This is a genomic window from Brevibacillus sp. AY1, from assembly GCF_029870785.1.
Lineage (GTDB): Bacteria > Bacillota > Bacilli > Brevibacillales > Brevibacillaceae > Brevibacillus > Brevibacillus invocatus.
This window is the reverse complement of sequence record NZ_JAFLPN010000002.1, coordinates 55,717-71,759: the sequence shown is the minus strand read 5'-3', so window position 1 is coordinate 71,759 and position 16,043 is coordinate 55,717. Positions and strand designations below refer to the sequence as shown.

The 16,043-nt window shown below is 49.9% G+C and carries 25 protein-coding genes and 2 pseudogenes; 3 read left to right on the top strand and 24 right to left on the bottom strand.

Features of this window, described 5'->3' with window-relative positions; translation table 11 throughout:
- Positions 1-113 precede the first annotated feature (113 nt).
- The 3 genes from JZI27_RS03790 to JZI27_RS03780 all read right to left on the bottom strand — a co-directional run bounded on the left by JZI27_RS03790 (position 114) and on the right by JZI27_RS03780 (position 2,277).
- Complete coding sequence (locus tag JZI27_RS03790) at positions 114-1,004, bottom strand: BclA C-terminal domain-containing protein (protein ID WP_280206836.1); 891 nt, start codon at positions 1,002-1,004, stop codon at positions 114-116.
- Between the two features lie 69 nt (positions 1,005-1,073).
- Positions 1,074-1,982, bottom strand: a complete 909-nt coding sequence (locus JZI27_RS03785) for a hypothetical protein (protein ID WP_280206835.1) — start codon at positions 1,980-1,982, stop codon at positions 1,074-1,076.
- Positions 1,972-2,277: an alpha-helical endospore appendage domain-containing protein gene (locus JZI27_RS03780; RefSeq protein WP_122910000.1), complete on the bottom strand. Its 306-nt coding sequence runs from the start codon at positions 2,275-2,277 to the stop codon at positions 1,972-1,974. Before JZI27_RS03780 ends, JZI27_RS03785 begins: the two co-directional genes overlap by 11 nt.
- Before the next feature lie 194 nt (positions 2,278-2,471).
- Between JZI27_RS03780 and JZI27_RS03775 the strand changes: the two genes are divergently transcribed.
- Both JZI27_RS03775 and JZI27_RS03770 read left to right on the top strand, forming a co-directional pair.
- On the top strand, positions 2,472-3,395 hold the full coding sequence (locus tag JZI27_RS03775) for a methyl-accepting chemotaxis protein (RefSeq protein WP_280206834.1): 924 nt from the start codon (positions 2,472-2,474) through the stop codon (positions 3,393-3,395).
- Entirely contained in the window at positions 3,392-3,703 is a 312-nt protein-coding gene (locus tag JZI27_RS03770) for a PDC sensor domain-containing protein (protein WP_280206833.1), read from the top strand. Before JZI27_RS03775 ends, JZI27_RS03770 begins: the two co-directional genes overlap by 4 nt.
- Positions 3,704-3,744: 41 nt before the next feature.
- Here JZI27_RS03770 and JZI27_RS03765 read toward each other — a convergent pair whose 3' ends face one another.
- The 16 genes and pseudogenes from JZI27_RS03765 to JZI27_RS03690 form a co-directional block, all read right to left on the bottom strand.
- A complete protein-coding gene (locus JZI27_RS03765) occupies positions 3,745-4,590 on the bottom strand; it encodes an N-acetylmuramoyl-L-alanine amidase (protein ID WP_280206832.1) in 846 nt (281 codons plus the stop codon).
- Positions 4,590-5,048, bottom strand: a complete 459-nt coding sequence (locus JZI27_RS03760; RefSeq protein ID WP_280206831.1) for a phage holin family protein — start codon at positions 5,046-5,048, stop codon at positions 4,590-4,592. The genes JZI27_RS03765 and JZI27_RS03760 overlap by 1 nt, the downstream gene beginning before the upstream one ends.
- A gap of 117 nt (positions 5,049-5,165) precedes the next feature.
- Complete coding sequence (locus JZI27_RS03755; protein WP_280206830.1) at positions 5,166-5,366, bottom strand: cold-shock protein; 201 nt, start codon at positions 5,364-5,366, stop codon at positions 5,166-5,168.
- A gap of 90 nt (positions 5,367-5,456) precedes the next feature.
- A complete protein-coding gene (locus tag JZI27_RS03750; RefSeq protein WP_251243297.1) occupies positions 5,457-5,594 on the bottom strand; it encodes an XkdX family protein in 138 nt (45 codons plus the stop codon).
- Positions 5,591-5,800 carry a hypothetical protein gene (locus JZI27_RS03745; RefSeq protein WP_251243296.1) on the bottom strand — a complete coding sequence of 70 codons (210 nt, stop codon included), beginning with the start codon at positions 5,798-5,800 and terminating at the stop codon, positions 5,591-5,593. Before JZI27_RS03745 ends, JZI27_RS03750 begins: the two co-directional genes overlap by 4 nt.
- A 172-nt stretch (positions 5,801-5,972) precedes the next feature.
- On the bottom strand, positions 5,973-6,221 hold the full coding sequence (locus tag JZI27_RS03740) for a hypothetical protein (protein WP_280206829.1): 249 nt from the start codon (positions 6,219-6,221) through the stop codon (positions 5,973-5,975).
- The gene (locus tag JZI27_RS03735) at positions 6,202-6,996 is read right to left on the bottom strand and encodes an XkdQ/YqbQ family protein (protein WP_280206828.1); all 795 of its coding nucleotides are present in this window, start codon (positions 6,994-6,996) and stop codon (positions 6,202-6,204) included. Before JZI27_RS03735 ends, JZI27_RS03740 begins: the two co-directional genes overlap by 20 nt.
- Entirely contained in the window at positions 6,969-7,322 is a 354-nt protein-coding gene (locus JZI27_RS25010; protein ID WP_280206827.1) for a hypothetical protein, read from the bottom strand. Before JZI27_RS25010 ends, JZI27_RS03735 begins: the two co-directional genes overlap by 28 nt.
- Before the next feature lie 92 nt (positions 7,323-7,414).
- A complete protein-coding gene (locus JZI27_RS03725) occupies positions 7,415-7,693 on the bottom strand; it encodes a hypothetical protein (protein WP_280206826.1) in 279 nt (92 codons plus the stop codon).
- A gap of 231 nt (positions 7,694-7,924) precedes the next feature.
- Positions 7,925-8,101, bottom strand: coding sequence for a hypothetical protein (locus JZI27_RS03720; protein WP_280206825.1), 177 nt, complete (start codon positions 8,099-8,101; stop codon positions 7,925-7,927).
- Positions 8,102-8,243: 142 nt separating this feature from the next.
- Positions 8,244-8,804, bottom strand: coding sequence for a cupin domain-containing protein (locus JZI27_RS03715; RefSeq protein WP_280206824.1), 561 nt, complete (start codon positions 8,802-8,804; stop codon positions 8,244-8,246).
- A 219-nt stretch (positions 8,805-9,023) separates the two neighbouring features.
- Positions 9,024-9,449 (bottom strand): C39 family peptidase, encoded by a 426-nt coding sequence (locus tag JZI27_RS03710; RefSeq protein ID WP_481752792.1) that lies wholly within the window; start codon positions 9,447-9,449, stop codon positions 9,024-9,026.
- Positions 9,450-9,477: 28 nt separating this feature from the next.
- A pseudogene (locus JZI27_RS03705) lies at positions 9,478-9,684 on the bottom strand (NAD(P)-dependent oxidoreductase); the annotation flags it as partial.
- Positions 9,685-9,840: 156 nt separating this feature from the next.
- Entirely contained in the window at positions 9,841-10,434 is a 594-nt protein-coding gene (locus JZI27_RS03700; protein ID WP_280206823.1) for a flavin reductase family protein, read from the bottom strand.
- 93 nt (positions 10,435-10,527) lie between these two features.
- Positions 10,528-10,866: a hypothetical protein gene (locus JZI27_RS03695; protein ID WP_280206822.1), complete on the bottom strand. Its 339-nt coding sequence runs from the start codon at positions 10,864-10,866 to the stop codon at positions 10,528-10,530.
- A 1-nt stretch (position 10,867) separates the two neighbouring features.
- Positions 10,868-11,086 (bottom strand): helix-turn-helix transcriptional regulator, encoded by a 219-nt coding sequence (locus tag JZI27_RS03690; protein ID WP_122910012.1) that lies wholly within the window; start codon positions 11,084-11,086, stop codon positions 10,868-10,870.
- A 239-nt stretch (positions 11,087-11,325) separates the two neighbouring features.
- Here JZI27_RS03690 and JZI27_RS03685 point away from each other — a divergent pair, with 239 nt between their 5' ends.
- Positions 11,326-11,817, top strand: a complete 492-nt coding sequence (locus tag JZI27_RS03685) for a GNAT family N-acetyltransferase (RefSeq protein WP_280206821.1) — start codon at positions 11,326-11,328, stop codon at positions 11,815-11,817.
- Between the two features lie 63 nt (positions 11,818-11,880).
- Here the strand turns inward: JZI27_RS03685 and JZI27_RS03680 are convergent.
- The 5 genes and pseudogenes from JZI27_RS03680 to rhaM form a co-directional block, all read right to left on the bottom strand.
- A pseudogene (locus JZI27_RS03680) lies at positions 11,881-12,051 on the bottom strand (GNAT family N-acetyltransferase); the annotation flags it as partial.
- Between the two features lie 99 nt (positions 12,052-12,150).
- Positions 12,151-12,786, bottom strand: a complete 636-nt coding sequence (locus JZI27_RS03675; protein WP_251243286.1) for an ArpU family phage packaging/lysis transcriptional regulator — start codon at positions 12,784-12,786, stop codon at positions 12,151-12,153.
- 159 nt (positions 12,787-12,945) lie between these two features.
- Positions 12,946-14,235, bottom strand: a complete 1,290-nt coding sequence (gene rhaA / locus JZI27_RS03670) for an L-rhamnose isomerase (RefSeq protein WP_280206820.1) — start codon at positions 14,233-14,235, stop codon at positions 12,946-12,948.
- Positions 14,171-15,709, bottom strand: coding sequence for a rhamnulokinase (rhaB, locus tag JZI27_RS03665; protein ID WP_280206818.1), 1,539 nt, complete (start codon positions 15,707-15,709; stop codon positions 14,171-14,173). Before rhaB ends, rhaA begins: the two co-directional genes overlap by 65 nt.
- A 10-nt stretch (positions 15,710-15,719) precedes the next feature.
- Positions 15,720-16,040 carry an L-rhamnose mutarotase gene (gene rhaM, locus JZI27_RS03660; protein WP_280206817.1) on the bottom strand — a complete coding sequence of 107 codons (321 nt, stop codon included), beginning with the start codon at positions 16,038-16,040 and terminating at the stop codon, positions 15,720-15,722.
- Positions 16,041-16,043: the final 3 nt, after the last annotated feature.

The window sequence follows — 16,043 nt, the reverse complement described above, 5'->3', positions numbered from 1 at the left end:
ACCTCGTATGAGTTTTTTACATATATCTGCCATCATTATACAATCACCGACTGGATGTTGAAAGGAAACAATAGGAAAAGAAGGCACCAAAAATCGGAGCCTCCTTTTTATCTTTATAGCAGTTTCACTATCGTCAATGTAGCACCTGCTCCAGCAATCAGCATCACTTCCCCAGTAAAGTCAAACAATTGCAAGGAAAGCGTGTCGCCAGGCTCTAATGGCACAATCACGGTATTGTAGAAAGTAGAAGCCTCGTGATCAGAACCAATGACGGACGGTGTAAAGCTCGATCCATTCATGATCAAACGCGCGCTGATCGGTATCGCTTCCGTCAAATGCACGGAATACGTCACAACGTAATGACCTGCAACCGATACAGTGAAAACAGCATTACTGTCATCTACGGAAATTCCTTGCAGCACTTGACTTTGCGGTAAGGGAATATTCGTACCCTCGTCTTCAATGCTGATATCAGAGCCATCTGTGTTGGCTCCAAAAGCACTTACCTGCGACAGCGGTGTGCGAGGATCCCAACCTATTTCCGCGGTTTCATCCGTTTCTGCTGTTGCCGTTATCTCTTCCTCTTCCGACATTTCCGCCTCTCTGATGAATGCTGCAGGTTCAGCCGACTCCACTGCTTCGGTGGTGACGACAGGATTGACGCTCGCATGAGTCGATCTCCCTTCAGAACGTTCCCCCGCAAAGCGCTCCGATACATTCAGCAGTGTTTCCAGCCTGGATTGCAGCAGCATTTCTAGTCGAATAGCGGTATCCAGCGTTCCCTTGACACTTTGGTCGATGGCCATCAGCTCATCCACACCCACGCCGGAACTGTCTGCTCCCGACAGTGTTCCCAGCGCATATTTCATTTTTTCTCCTTCTGCCGCCAGGATTTGCGTGAGACTCAGCTCCTCCATCGCAACCGCAGATAAAAGCAAATTGATGGCATCGTCTCTGGTAAGCGTGATCTCCGGGTTGATATGCGGAAAATTGGGATAAGACATACTCCTCCCCCTCTCTTGAACGACACTCCTCCTTTACACCATATTCGCGACCGAGACGATTCTTTTACTTTATTCACTGTTTTCTTCTTCATCTTTTTTCGTGGAACGATTGGCCCGCTTCCTGCGCTTAATTCCCGGTGTCACACCTTCATTCAGCCAGGGCTCTTCCACAGGTCTTGCCGAGTGAAAAGAGGCTTGCACTTGAGGGGTCTTGAACACGCTGTATGGCTTCATCCGAATTAACGTCTCTTTGGTTTTTTGGGTGACAGACTTTGAAAAAGGAGAGTGCAGGTCCAGCTGAGTTCTCAGCTTTTCCAAAGCGAGACGAAAAGAATGCTTGCTACGCTGTTGTTCATCCCCTGATTCTGCCTGCCAATCCTGCAAATCCTTCCACAGCTCCAGCACTTCCCGCTTCCTTGTCTGCAAACGCAGCATTTCTTCTCCCTGCAGCAGCAAGATCATCATGATGCTTCCCACACCATCCGCCTTTTGACGCTCTTGGCTCCCAGGTTGAATTTGTGTCACATAAAAGCTCAAAAAACCATAAAGCGACTCCAGCAACGTGCATACAGAGGCTTCATTGGCCACCAACGCTTGCTTCAAAGCCTGCTTGTGAGAGGATCCCTCCAGATCTCTGATCATGGTCAAGGAAGAACCGACGAAGAGAACCTGCATTCTCCTATACAATGCCGATTGAATCAGGAGTATGGCATCCAGCCAGGCACGGTACGTATCCAGCCAGCGAATGAGCTGTTGTGTCGTCACAACAGATTGCTGTTCCTTTCTGGCATGCACCCAGGATTTCATTTGCGCTGCTTGTGTCATGACGATGGCGGCTACAGCTTTTTCCATCGAAATTGCGGCTTCGAGCAAGCCCAAATGGCTGGAGCCCTCCGCTTTTCTGGCGAGCGTCCTTACGCTGTGGGCGTCTATTCTCAGAACATGCTCCGATACAGGGCTGTTCCCTCTATTTTTCATCGTGTACACGACTTTTTTCGTCTAGTTCCACGATCTGATCCAGCTTGAACTGCAACAGGATTTGCTTTCCAACCATCGTCCGAAGCATCCGCTCAACGCTCCGATTCATGCGAATCAGATCCTCCACGGAAACATCTTCTTGCTCCAGAATTCGCTGCATTTTTTCTCCCTCAGCTGTCATGATCTGCGAGAGGCTGATCTCTTCCATCGCAATCGAAGACAGCAGAAGATGGACCACTTCATCTCTTTTCAGATCGATTCGTGGTGTGATATCGGGAATGTTGGGCAGTGACATTCGCTGACACCCTCCATTTCACTACACGCGTGGCTCGTTGCTTGTCCGCAGACTGCCTTACTATCACCATATTTCAGAAAACGGGATTTTATGAATACTGCCTCACACAGAAGCACTTGTCATATTCGCAAACGTTGATGTAATATTATATAACATGTAAGTAACATGAAAAAATAAGGAAAGGATGAGGTCGCTTGGGATTGCTTTTGAAAATTGTCAATGCGTATAAAAACCCCTCGAATCCGGAAAGCACCTCGGATGGTCAGCTTTTGACGGACGACATCCTGGTCGCAACGGATCGCCTGGAGTCCATCGTAGAGCGGATCTATAACGAATCCGGAAGAATAGAGCAAGTATCTGACAACGTGTTGAACATGAGCGAAAACATCGTGCGCAACCAGACAGAGACTCTAGATGGAGTGGAAACGTTGACTCATTATTTGCAAACGGTTCAGCATCGTGCAGAAGATACCTCCGCTCAAGCCAAAATCATGCGTGAAATCAATGCCTCTCTGGAGCGAGATATTGACTTTGCTACCAACGCGTTGACAAATACGAGCGAGACCTTTTCCAACCTGACAGCCAATACGCGGCGCACCTCGGAGTCCATTCACTTTTTACTCGAACAAATGCAGCATATTTCGGAGATCCAGCAGATGCTCAAAAACATGGTCGAACAGACAAATCTGCTTGCTCTGAATGCTTCGATTGAATCTAATCGCGCAGGCGAGCACGGTCGCACTTTTTCTATTGTCGCGCATCGGATCCAGGAGCTGGCAGATGAAGGAAAACAAAACCTGCTCAAAATCGATCCACTGATGAACAGTATTCAACAGGCATCCAACGAGGTATTGGGCGTGCTTAAGGAAAGTCAGGAGTGGATCGCGGTAAATAAGGAGGAGTTGGAGGAAGCCCGGCGCTCTTTGGGCCAGGTTCAGGGGCAATTCAACGTACTGGAGCAAATGATTTCTGAAAATGAAGCATCCTGCATCAAGCAAGTGGAGATCGTGCAAAACATGACCGGCCAGCTCTCTCATTTGTTACATAAATCGAGGGAAAGCACCCATACGCCCAATGGAAAAATAAACTCGAGCTGTGGGCGAGTCATCCACAATTGATAACATCACCACCTGAACTGCTACAGTCCATTTTTCAAGCCTGGATGGAAGAAACCGACGAGCTGGAAGCTGTCTGGCTCAATCAAACCAACGGAGATTTTCTCCACTCCCTGCCCCCTGCTGGCATTATCAACGCCAAACGTCGGCCTTGGTTTGCTGGAGCCCTGCAAGACGAATTTTACATTTCTGCTCCTTATGTATCCGCCATCACCAAGCGCCCCTGCGTCACCATCTCTATTTTGTTGAAGGATTCAGATGGTACACCGCAGGGGATACTCGGGACCGACATTCGTTGCCATATGATCTGACTTTCACCATGTACGACCGCAGCAGCAGGCACATCATCCGTTTACTTCTGTTTCGCTTCCAGAATGACCGCTTTGCGTACGGCATCCCATGTCGCTTGCATGCTCAAGGCTTCGGCCAGCTCGCGTGCAGGTGTATAGGAGATGCCGCTTACGTTTTCTGCTGTCACGGTCTGGCCATTCACTCGGACGACTTTCGTATGCGGGTCCCACTCCACACTGCCACCCGCTTTTTCTGCGACTGCACGAACAGGCAGATAGGAAATCCCCTGTTTCAGATATCCTTGAGCTCCTAGAGAGAGTTGCACATCACACTTATCCACATGCACCTCTGGATATTGTGGATGACTTGTTAATAAATTGTGGACATCTTCCTTAAACCATTTCCATGCCTCTTCGGCTGACAACCCGCGATACATCTTGGCTTCCTGGTCTGCTACGAAGAACGCGGGACAGATTTTTCCGGTAATATCGTAGTGCCGCCACAACTTATCCACATCCCAACCATAGCGCTTGAGGATGTGGACGACCAGCTCGACTGTCTGTTGATACATGATCGAAAATCGCCCATCCGCATTCACGCACATCTCGATCCCGATCGTGCAGTTGTTCGGATAGCTGCTGAGTCTGGCGAGTGCATCCTGCTTGTAGGATTTTGCCCCGACGTGATACCCCATCTCCGTCTCAGGCAAACAGCGTACAATCTGCTTGTCGTCCACAATGTAATGCGCGCTGGCTACGGTCGTCGGCTTGTTGAAATAATGACGGTTGGCCATCGCGTCGGCCCCTGCCTTTGGATTGGCCGTCCAATGAATGACCACGCCTTTAGGGACAATGCTTTTCCCTGGACGGGCATTTTTGTTCGTCAACAAAGCTTCCGTGATCCTCATCACCCCTTCCCCTTTCGCGCTGCTCGCTCTGCCTTGGCCTGGATCTCAGATGAGACCAGCTTGACGACAGACTTTGGCAGGGGCCATCCCGCGCGGTAAGCGTTGGCAGTCAGGCTGGTCCAGGTATGGTAGATCAACCCGAAGGTGACGCCGAAAAACAAAAAGCCGGGTGTCCCCACCACTCGATCCAGCAGGTTGGCGACCGCTGGCAAGGCAATCAAAAACAGCGATCGCGGGACACGATTCAGCCCGTAATCCGAGGAATACGTCAAATCCTTTTTCGCTGCATACACGCCAGTCAGCCAGTCCAGCGCGATCATGACCAGCAGGACGACGAGAATGTCCCTGCGCTCACTCCCGTACAGATAATGAAAAACAGGAGCCATACTGGCCCCTGCTGACACGGCCCACCCATTGGCGTGTGTGGCTAGTGTATCCAAAGATTGGAGAAATCGCATATACAGCTCCCTCCTTTTTTTGTACAAAAATTCAACAAGCCCTGCCAGTGTGGCAAGGCTTGTTGTAATGGCGAAAATGAAAACAGACCCTTTTTCCAGGGTCTGTCGCTTTATCAGTTATGCCTTGCGGACGTTCGTCGCTTGAGGCCCGCGCTGGCCACTTTCAACGTCAAACGTAACCTCTTGTCCTTCCTCCAACGTTTTGTACCCTTCTCCTTGGATGGCGGAGAAGTGTACGAATACATCCTCTGCTCCCTCGCGCTCGATGAATCCAAAACCTTTTTCACTGTTAAACCATTTCACTTTACCGTGTTCCATTGATTGCCTCCTAGCATGTAGCACATACATGTTCGTAATGTTTGACTTACCTCGTTAGTATGTCCCGCGGAAGGGAAATCTAACCTGACTTTAAAAATCTTCTCCCGTAATCGCGAAAAATTCTTCTGCGGTGATTTCCCCGTGTGGCCGTTCTTCGGTTTTCACGGCGAGGCGAAGCTGTTCGAGAGATACCCATTTCAGCGTATAAGCCATCTTCCAGAACGTCATTGGGCCTCTCCTCCTTTGCGTTCGATCAGCTTCAGCTTGACCAGGGCCAGCTCCTGACCCAAGGTGTAGATCATCGATTCTTTTTCGAGATCGGCGGTTTTCAAGGCAGATAGTTCAGCTTCCATGGTTTGAAACGGCTTTTTTTGATTCTGTTTTTCCTGTTTTACTTGCGAAAGCGGTTTTGCGTTGTACAGCTCGACTGACAATGAACACACCTCCTGATTATGAAACGTTTTGAGGTAAATGATTAAGAACCTCTTCTAAAGTTATTCCAATCGCTTACTGGCGGCCATCCAACGTATTAAAACTAATCACAAACCGGTTATCCCGAAAATCATTGGTCAAATGATGCTTCTCCTCCACCAAGCTCAGGAAACATCACTCCACCACCCCGCAAACGAGATATTGACCGTTTGTGCAGCGCATCAGGGCTACCGTCCTGCCGATATCCTCCACTCTCAAGTTGGCAGAACGCAAAACTTCCAGCTCATAGTCTTCCAAGGGCGTCGGGTCCTCGTCCAGTTTTACGGAAAGCGGTGTGATCGACAGTAAAACCCCAAATTCCCCCTGCGTGTCCACCAGCCCTTCCTGAGCTGCTTTTCTCAATCTAGCAAGTACCGAATACATCCCTTACCCCCTCCTTTCCAGCTGCAAATCCATTGTGTAAAAGCCGCCCTTCCAATGGGTTTTGCTGCTCGTCACAATCCAGTGTGATACTCACATGGTCCTTCTCCAAAATGCGAAACAGCCAACCTGCACGCAATCTGGCCGCCTGATCATCCTGATGCCTGACCGTAATGGAGCGCGTGCGAGGAATCCTCGACAGCTCCGACAGCTGCTTGGCTGCTAGAGCCGCGAGTTTTTTGTCCTCCCCTGCATCAATCACCTTTTGCATACGTCCGATCTGTTTGATCAGGCTCTCATTTTCTTTTGTTACCTGGCTCGCAAGCTTGTCGTCCTTGTATCGCTCGACCGTGACCACGGTGTACACATCCTCGATGCTTTCCCCAATCGAACTGCTTTCCAGCATCCCTGCCTGAAACATCGGGATGATGCTGTTCCCGCCCTCCGGAACCACCGTCAGCTTGTCTCGCTGATGAGTAACAAAATAGCGTACCCCTGTTTTTTCGTACGCCTGCTCCGTCAGCATCGAAAACAAAGCCGTATAGGATTGCGGCATGATCCGCTCCTTGATCGAAAAACCAAAGGCCGGACACGAAAAGGATATGCCTGATGAGCGAATGACTCGGGCAGGCTCCGTACCGGCATCTCCGTCCAACTTCATGCGCGAGATTTCGTTTTTTTGCAAATACCAGCTTAACTCGTATGCCGTGACAGTCAGGTCCCCATTCTCGTCGTAAATCTGGCAGTTCTTCAGCTTGATATCGCGTGCAATCGCCATTTACAGCACCTCCCAATCGATGATAAAGTATTCAATCGCATCCAGCGGTTTCGCAGAAAGCATGAAGCCTCGACGATCCCCGGAGCCGTTTTTCTGGTCGGTAAAGGTCCAGCCCGAATCGATGCCCCCTGCTGCTCACGTACGGTCAAATAGGCATGTACAGCAGAGACAAATACGGCTCCACCGAGGTAGGCTGTTTGCTGCACACGAGCCACCGCTGCCTCACCGAGCTTTTTCACCCGTACATAGACGGATTGCTGGGTCTTGCTCACCAGCTCTGACGCGTCTGCAAAGGAAAATTTCTCCGTCGTCAATGGCCCCGTCACTTTCTGCTCCCAGATAGAAGGCGCTCTTGATCCACTCTTGCTTGCTTTTCATCAGCTCAGCACCGCTTCTTGCTTTGCCGCTCGTCTAGCCACTACGTCCAGTCCCCCTCGATCTCAAATACGTTGATTTTGGTTTCAGGCTGTCTCGGAACCGTTACCTGATAGGTAAAGCGAAAGGTGATATCGGTCCGGTCTCGCTGATCGTTCCAGATTCGAAACGTCGAACTGTCGATCTCGATGAGCGTACCACTCGACTGGCCTCGGAAGCTGTACCCCTTTTGTCGCAACAGCTTGCGCAGCGGTTCGGCCGATATCGGCTGATAGATTCCGTCCACCTGGGGATAATGAAGGACAATTCCCGCATCCGCCACCACCTCCGAGTATTTGCACCGAAGGCTTCCGTAAATGGCGACCCTCTCCCCCTTTGGGCAAGGATCGTTCCTGTTTGGCTCATCATTGACCACCTCCCCCACATGTCGTTATGAAACCGATGAATTCTATCGACGAGCAACGCCCGTCGAGCAAGGAGCGAGTGGACACAAGCCTTCAACTCGCTAATCTATATGGCGCTGTCGCCTGATATCCCTGCTCGTCAGGCGTCTCTACTTCATCTGCTTGACTCTGACACAGGGCATCCGTACACAAAGAACACGCTGCTCGAGAACATGCGCCCACACACACCCAAAGCATTTGTGCCTTTTTGGCAGCTTGGCTGCACCTGCCTTTTTGATCACGCTGCTGTGCTTGTTCAATTCCATCACCTCCCTCTGCTCAGGCATGTAAAAAGCCACCCGGATAAGTACCGGATGGCTGTTGTCTTGCTCTCTTTTGATTTCTTTCGCTTGGCTCAAGTATAACCGGAAGTGAGGAAGCTTTGGCAAAATGAACGCTTGTGTAAAGATGTGTAAAGGATTGTCTATTTTATCCCTCAGCAGCCTGGGCCATTTCTTTTGTTTGGTGAACAGTACCAAAGGGATGGTGTGGAGGCGCATAAATCACGTATACCTTTAGTGGCTTATTACCTGTATTGGTTACATTGTGCCATTTTCCGGCAGGGATCATGATCGCGTAGTCATCATAAGCCATTTGTTGAAAGTCCAAATGATTTTTGCTGTCACCCATTTGAACAAGTCCCTGACCTTCTTCAATACGAATAAATTGATCAGTTGTTGGATGGACTTCCAAACCGATGTCATCTCCTACAGGAATACTCATCAAAGTTACTTGCATGTGCTTCCCTGTCCACAAGGCGGTGCGATAATTATTGTTTTGTTTCGCCGCTTGCTCAATATTTACTACAAACGGCGTTGGTCCATAATCTCTTAATGGGATGGATGCGGAGTAAGGATTCCAGGTTTCATTCCAATTGGCTTGGTTCCAAGCAAAATTGCTTGGATTCCAATAGTAACCACCATAGCTGTTATACCAGTTGACATGCATAGGGTTAGGCCATAGATAGTGGCGGCCAAGATTAGGATACATTGTCATTCTCCCCCGTGTTTAATTTTGTATCTATCTATCCTATGCAAATGCCTTTAGATCCGTTTGCAACCTCTACGCAAATGGGCATGATTTCCGTACTCCAATCACCTCCCCCTCTGCTACAGTCACCAAAAAAGCCACCCGGCTTAGTATCGGATGGCTGCTGTCACTCTTTCATTTGAATGTTTTACACTTGGCTCGAGGATAACCTGAGAAGCTTTATTCACCTTGCTCCGCTATACAAGGAGAGTAATCCTTTCTGATCAAAATCCCCCGCTTGGCATAGTAACGGGCAAAGTCCTCCAAAGATAGATGATCATTCTCCTGTGTTTGCTGCGAATCTCCAGACGGATTGTGAAAAATGATCTCCCGACGCTGCTCGTCTTTTCCAAAGACGTACACCAGATGCCCGCCTTGCTTGGGCGGTGTCACCTCAGGGTTACGAATGCTCGGGTGGACTGAAGCGATATACACATACCCTTGATCGAGCAGGTCGTATATCTCTTCAATCGAGGTGTGCTCCTTCACCTCGGCCTGAAGGGAAAACCTTTCCGCTATGTAGGCTACAAACGGGCGGTATATCAAGCCTTTGATCGAACCGTCCTCGCTGACTACATATCCCCCGTACTCCCTGCATGCTTTCATCAGCTCAATCGTGGGGATAATCCGGTTTTGCAAATGGGCGAGCGCCATTTCTGTCTCCTCCCGTAATGATGGCGACTTTTCCTTGCAATTTGCCGCTGCCAAGATAGTGAGGATTATCGAAAATGGGTCGTGGGACCATGAGATACTCGAAGCCTGGCTGACGGTCCTGATGCTGCGGCGGAAAGCTGATCGGCATTTCCTCGCAGGTCGTCTTATAGCCGATATACGGATACATTGGATACCAAAGAACCCCTCCTGCACAAAAGCGATACCTCCATGATATTCGCCCGTAAAAGAGAGGTTCCCACTACGTGAAGGTACGTGGACTCCGAAAAAACGGAAAGACCACCCGGACATTTCGCCTCATTTTCAAGACCTTTCCAACTCTTCTTTATGCACGGAAGGTTTTTCCTAAAGGCTGACCAAGGCCAAAATAGTGGCGGAAGTTATAGAGGATTGGACTCCATTTTGCTGGATCAATATGCTGATCGTCCTTCAGAATTCGTTCATGTGCGTGGACATGGGTGACTTCTGTTTCCACAATGGCAAAGTCAGGTGAATAGTCCGGAATGCGAATATCTTTGACCACGGCTTCCAACTGCAACGGACACTCCAGAATGCGCGTCGGCTTTACGGTAGTAGATGCTATCGAAGTAAATTCACCCATCTCAAATTTGTCTTTTTGATAAGAAAAACCGATGCTTTTCTTGTAATCGGGTACAGGATCTTTCCCGGTATAGGGTGCCAGCCGCTCTACCTGCTCCCACAGGGTCGGGTCCGGAAGATTAAGCACACATTCACGGTGACGCTGCATATTTTCCAGTGCTTTTCCTCCTACACCTACTCCCAGAACGACTGTATACCCCAATGCCCACGATGAGGAAATCGGGCTTATGTTGGTCGTTCCATCCTCGTTCCATGTATTCAGCAGGACGACAGGTGTGCCGTAATACAGGATTTTTGGTTTCACGGTTATTGTATTCATCCTTGCACGCTCCCTTTGTTGTTTCTCTCGATGTGATTGTAAAAGAAAAGGATTTCCATCCCCATCGAAGTATGAAAGACAACAGAATACAAGTCAGCTTTTCAAGTAAATAACAGCTACAATAATCCCTGTAACGACTAGGCTTATCCCTGCGGTCAGGATAATATCCTTTCCACCTACTGTAAATTCCCGTTTCCATGCGTTATACATGCTCATAACAGGAATAAAGACGAATAAAAAGAACAGATCAGCAGGAAACCCTTCTTTAAACAAACCTCCTGGAAAATCCACTGGAATACGTAACATACCTGGTAGAAAAGCATGAAGGACAAGGTCAACAAACAATAATACGGTTAATAATTTTGAGGTTATATTCCCACCTTCATTTCTGGAAGCAATAATACGCTCATCAACTACTATGCTTTTTCCCATTTTATTTTTCCTCCTCGATCCAAAAAAGTTCATCAAGTTTTTTATCTAACGCTCGTGCCAATAGCAGACATAGTTTGATGGTGGGATTGTACTTTCCAGACTCAATCAGACTAATAGTTTGCCTGGTTACTCCCACCATTTCAGCCAACTCCTCTTGTTTGAGATTTCCCTTTTCAATACGAGCAATTTTCACTCTGTTTTTAATAGATGGATCCTTCATATCACCCTACTCCTTATTGATTTCGTTACTACAAATGTAACATATACATTTTATTTGTCAATTATATATTACAAACGGAATTTATATATGTATTTTTCAGTCTCAACTCCATCATTCTATTACTCATGATATCTTTCCAACTTTAACAAGTGATTGATTTGACTCGAAGATTTATAGATAGTAGAGATGGACTTCCTTTTACTAGAAAATGATGAGGTATATAAAGGAGAATAGACGGAATGAAACCGTTAGAAACCCAAGACGTACAGCTATCCATGTATGAGGCAGCATTTGATGAGGCTCTCAGTCAGTTCTACCTCCCCGAAGAACAGCTGCAGTTTACAGCGCTGCCAAACTGGGTGCTGGATGAGTCCCTGCGAGATCCGGATCGCTATCCAGTCGTGATTCTGGCTGATCAGACTCCAGTCGGCTTTTTCGTTCTGCATAAAGGCGAAGGGGTCTCAGATTACACCTCCAATCCCCACGCCTTGCTTCTGCGCGCTTTTTCGGTGACCGAAGCCCATCAAGGCAAAGGCTACGCCAAAAAAGCCATGCTAGCCCTGCCTGGCTTTGTAGCTGATCACCTGCCGGGCATTGACGAGATCATTCTCGTGGTCAACGAGCGAAATCTGGCAGCCAAGCAGCTCTATGAAAAAACCGGCTTTGTGGACAAGGGAATCCGGCGCATGGGACCGATCGGCAGACAGTTTATGCTGCACTTTTCCCTCTAAATCCAACAGGGCTGTCGATGGTATCCATCAGACAGCCCTGCCATTACACCCTATTCAAATTCTTTATGTCAACGACAGCTTCATTCCCTCATGACTCGCGACGAAGCCGAGCCGATCATAGAATCGGTGGGCGTCCGGCCGCTTCTTGTCTGTCGTCAGCTGAACGAGTCCGCAACCATGCTCTTTTGCCAGTTCGATCGCGTGACGGAAAAGAGCTTCCCCGATGCCTTCTCCATCTTCCCACTCCTCTCATGATTGTCCCTCTATGATTCGTATAAGGTATACGCCAATGATCATTCATTTCCTTTTTATAGCGGCTAAGCCTAATCACCGCTACTCGCCCCGCATAGCGATGGCCATTTTCAGCACAGCGCTTCGCTTGATTTCGTAATACCGCTGACGCGAAACCCCCAGCACCTTGGCGATCACCGTATTCTTATCCCCGTCCAGCAGCGCTTCTACGATCAGCCGCTCCTGCTCATCCACAATCAAGTCCACTGCCCGATTGATCCGCTCGATTTTCTTTTGCAGGTTTTGCAGCCGATTCCATTTGCGTTCCCGACGAACGACTTCAGCATGCGTCTTATCCCCGTTCAAGCCCTTTCCTTTGGGCATAGCCGCCTCCAAGCCGTACTGAGCTACCATGCCCTCTCCTGCATCACGCAGGTAACGCTGAATCCGAATCACTTCTATCTGCATGTACGGGTAGTCGCGTATGTCGTCCTCCGTTTGTTGAATGATTTCCAGTGCAGGCTGCCATTCGGAAGATGGGGCTTTTCTGCCTGGCTCCTGCATCGTTTTGCCTTGCTGATCCTGGATGAACTTGTCCCATTCCGGGCAGGACTCAATCATCCCGACATGCTGGTCGTGCACCTGACAACGCGCCTTTTTCCCCCATCCAGTCGCAGGACACTGCTCGCAAACCATCTCCCTCAGACAATCACTGCTCAACAATGTGTTCGATACCATTCCGCTTCCCTCCCTAACCGAAACGAGAACAAGCGTTCTCCTTATTTGGTACAAGTATCTCATACTTACATGTATAGTTCAAGCAATTTTTACTAATCTTTGCCAGCAAAAAAGCACCACCCCTTTTTTCGGGATGATGCTTTTTATGACTTTCATGTCCTATACCAGCTTTTTTGCTTCCCCAAGCTTGCTTCCCCGTGCCGACAAGACCTCCTTCTCGTAAGCCTTCACTTCAGGCAGCCAAGCTTCGCGTACCGGAACACCATTTTTTGCACAGTAAAAATCCCAGATTGCTCCAAAAGGATACGATTTGAACTCTTCCATCAGCGCGAGTCGGGTCGTATAATCCCCAGCCAGCTCCACCTGCCGCAAAAGCTCGGTCGGCTCCAGCATCGCACGCAGCAAAGCCTTCAGCGTACTGCGCATCCCGATCACCCACGCCGCGACCCGATTGATGCTCGCGTCAAAAAAGTCGAGACCGATATGCGTCTTGGACAGCAGATCGTGACGGACCAGCTCACGGGCAATGTCCAGCAGCTCGTCGTCCATAATGACCACATGATCACTATCCCAGCGCACAGGACGACTGATATGCAACAGCATCCCCTCTGCGAACAGCGCCAGCGAAGAGAGCTTGTTGGAGATCGTTTCGGTCGGATGAAAGTGACCGGCATCCAGGCAAATCAGCTTGTTGTTTTGCAGCCCGTAGCCCATGTAAAATTCATGCGAGCCGACCACGTAGCTCTCCGAACCAATGCCGAACACCTTGCTCTCCACCGCATCCAGATGCAGGGCAGGTTCCAGCTGCTCGGCAAAAATCTCGTCGAGCGACTCCTTCAACCGCCTTCTCGGCCCCATGCGGTCGACAGGAATGTCCTTGTAGCCGTCCGGCACCCAGACGTTGGTCACGCAGGTCTGTCCCAGCTCTTGCCCGAAGTAGGCACCGATCCTCCTGGATGCCTTGCAGTGATCGATCCAAAACTGCCGAATCTGCGGATCAGGATGACTCAGCGTAAAGCCGTCAGCCGATTTTTGATGAGAAAAGCAGGTCGGGTTAAAATCGAGCCCCAGCCCTTGCTCTTTTGCCCATTCGACCCATTTGGCAAAATGCCTGGGAGCAAGCTGATCCAGCTCCACCCGCTCATCGGTATCCGCATAGATCGCATGCAGATTGACCTTGTGCTTGCCAGGGATCAGGGAGAAGGCTTTCTCCAAATCCTGACGCAATTCATCCGCAGTACGTGCAGCACCCGGGTAATTCCCCGTTACGGCAATGCCCCCCGTCAGTTCCTGGTCACGGTTTAGGAAACCGCGTACGTCGTCTCCCTGCCAGCAATGCATGGACACTTTGACCTGGGCCAATGCTTCCAAGGCCTTCTCGACATCAATGCCGTGACTCGCGTACAGTTCCTTCGCCATCTGAAAGCTCGCAATCTGATTTACCTGCATGTCCCCTGCTCCCTCCTGCTCCACGTTTGGTAATTTGGGTAAACGACTCGAACCAGACTCTCTGATCGCCCGGGTCTTGTGGCAGATACGTCTTCCCGACAAAAGAGTCCCGGATCAGCCTTCTGCCTTCCTGCACATCCTTCACCTTTTGGCTGGCGATCATCTGGACGAGCAGATTGCCCATCGCCGTCGATTCGGTCGGTCCCGCGACCACCTTTTTCCCAGAGACATTTGCCGTCCACTGACAGAGCAGCTCGTTGTTCGCCCCACCGCCTACGATGTGGATGACTTCAATCGGCGCTTGTGTAATCGCTTCCATTTCCTTGACGGCGAGTGCGTACAAGATCGCTAAATTATCAAAGATGCAGCGTGCGATTTCGCCCGGAGTTCCGGGTATCTCCTGTCCGGTCTCCTTGCAGTAGGACTGGATCTCCGCTACCATGTCGAACGGATGCAAAAAGCGGTCGTCCGTGAAATCGACATAATACCGAAACGCCTCTAGCGGCGTGGCCATCTCGACAAACGACGCAAACGAGTACTGTTCGTCATAGCTGCGATGCACTTCCTGAATCAGCCACAATCCCATGATATTCTTCAGAAACCGGTAAGTATGAAAGGCGCCCCATTCGTTGGTAAAGTTGCTGGTCTGCGCTTGCTCATCAACAATCGCTCGGATCGTCTCTACGCCGATCAACGACCAGGTGCCGCTGCTTAAATAAGCAAAGGACTCTTCTTCCGCTGCCGGAACTCCGAGAACTGCCGAAGCCGTATCATGCGTGGCGACTGCAATCACTTCGCAATCCGGCAAGTCGTACTTCTCTCTCCAAGTCTGTCTGATCGGCCCCAGAACAGTTCCCGGCTGCACCAGCTCGGCGAACTGATTCCGCGTAAGCGACAATAGACGGAGCAAATCCTCGTCAAAATCTTGTGTGTGCAGGTTGAGCAGCTGGGTCGTCGAAGCGTTGGTCACCTCATTGATATGCCTTCCCGTCAACAGATAATACAAATAGTCGGGAACAAGCAAAATCTTGTCCGCTTGCTGAAGCTGTGCCGGATCATGGACTGCCAGCTGAAACAAGGTGTTGAACTTCTGAAACTGGATACCGGTTTTCTCGTAAATCACCCGCGCCGACAGCTGACTGGTCACCCTTTCTACCGCATCGCCTGTCCGCTCATCCCGATAGGCGTACACTTCCTCCAGCCTGTTTCCTTGCCGATCCAGCAGGACGTAGTCTACTGCCCACGTATCGATGCCCAATGTGCAGGCCGTAATGCCCTGCTTCTTCGCTTTTTGCAGCCCGATCAGCACCTGCCCGAACAAATGGTCGATATTCCAGTAGCAATGCCCACCTCGCTCGGTAAAGCCGTTCGCAAAACGGTGGATCTCCTGCAAGGACAGCTCTCCATCGATCACCCGGCCCCAGACAAGCCTGCCACTGGATGCTCCTATGTCTACGGCAATATGGTCTTCCACTGGCTGCACCTCACCTTTGCCCGAGATGAAACACTTCTTTTAGCTCGACCGTGACCGGGCTGTGATCCTCATTTGTCTCCATGACGTCCTTCATAAACGTCCACCACTTTTGGCAGATTTCCCTCTCGGCAGTCTTGCTCCAACGCTCTTCGTCCTCAATCTCCAGATAGGCGAACAGTGTATTGGACTGGGCATCCAGGAAAATGGAGTAGCTCTGTGCGCCATACTCGCGCAGCATCTCCACCATCTGCGGCCAAATCTCGTCATGGCGTCTTTGGTACTCCTCATGGCAATCGGCAAACACCTTCATGGTAAAGGCTTTGCGAATCATCGT

Bases quoted from the DNA above. Each gene is read 5' to 3' on its own strand.
- JZI27_RS03790 (WP_280206836.1), bottom strand. From the start codon at position 1,004: ATGTCTTATCCCAATTTTCCGCATATCAACCCGGAGATCACGCTTACC.
- JZI27_RS03785 (WP_280206835.1), bottom strand. From the start codon at position 1,982: ATGAAAAATAGAGGGAACAGCCCTGTATCGGAGCATGTTCTGAGAATA.
- JZI27_RS03780 (WP_122910000.1), bottom strand. From the start codon at position 2,277: ATGTCACTGCCCAACATTCCCGATATCACACCACGAATCGATCTGAAA.
- JZI27_RS03765 (WP_280206832.1), bottom strand. From the start codon at position 4,590: ATGAGGATCACGGAAGCTTTGTTGACGAACAAAAATGCCCGTCCAGGG.
- JZI27_RS03760 (WP_280206831.1), bottom strand. From the start codon at position 5,048: ATGCGATTTCTCCAATCTTTGGATACACTAGCCACACACGCCAATGGG.
- JZI27_RS03755 (WP_280206830.1), bottom strand. From the start codon at position 5,366: ATGGAACACGGTAAAGTGAAATGGTTTAACAGTGAAAAAGGTTTTGGA.
- JZI27_RS03750 (WP_251243297.1), bottom strand. From the start codon at position 5,594: ATGACGTTCTGGAAGATGGCTTATACGCTGAAATGGGTATCTCTCGAA.
- JZI27_RS03740 (WP_280206829.1), bottom strand. From the start codon at position 6,221: ATGTATTCGGTACTTGCTAGATTGAGAAAAGCAGCTCAGGAAGGGCTG.
- JZI27_RS03735 (WP_280206828.1), bottom strand. From the start codon at position 6,996: ATGGCGATTGCACGCGATATCAAGCTGAAGAACTGCCAGATTTACGAC.
- JZI27_RS03720 (WP_280206825.1), bottom strand. From the start codon at position 8,101: ATGCCTGAGCAGAGGGAGGTGATGGAATTGAACAAGCACAGCAGCGTG.
- JZI27_RS03715 (WP_280206824.1), bottom strand. From the start codon at position 8,804: ATGTATCCTAATCTTGGCCGCCACTATCTATGGCCTAACCCTATGCAT.
- JZI27_RS03710 (WP_481752792.1), bottom strand. From the start codon at position 9,449: ATGAAAGCATGCAGGGAGTACGGGGGATATGTAGTCAGCGAGGACGGT.
- JZI27_RS03700 (WP_280206823.1), bottom strand. From the start codon at position 10,434: ATGAATACAATAACCGTGAAACCAAAAATCCTGTATTACGGCACACCT.
- JZI27_RS03695 (WP_280206822.1), bottom strand. From the start codon at position 10,866: ATGGGAAAAAGCATAGTAGTTGATGAGCGTATTATTGCTTCCAGAAAT.
- JZI27_RS03690 (WP_122910012.1), bottom strand. From the start codon at position 11,086: ATGAAGGATCCATCTATTAAAAACAGAGTGAAAATTGCTCGTATTGAA.
- JZI27_RS03685 (WP_280206821.1), top strand. From the start codon at position 11,326: ATGAAACCGTTAGAAACCCAAGACGTACAGCTATCCATGTATGAGGCA.
- JZI27_RS03675 (WP_251243286.1), bottom strand. From the start codon at position 12,786: ATGGTATCGAACACATTGTTGAGCAGTGATTGTCTGAGGGAGATGGTT.
- rhaA (WP_280206820.1), bottom strand. From the start codon at position 14,235: ATGCAGGTAAATCAGATTGCGAGCTTTCAGATGGCGAAGGAACTGTAC.
- rhaM (WP_280206817.1), bottom strand. From the start codon at position 16,040: ATGATTCGCAAAGCCTTTACCATGAAGGTGTTTGCCGATTGCCATGAG.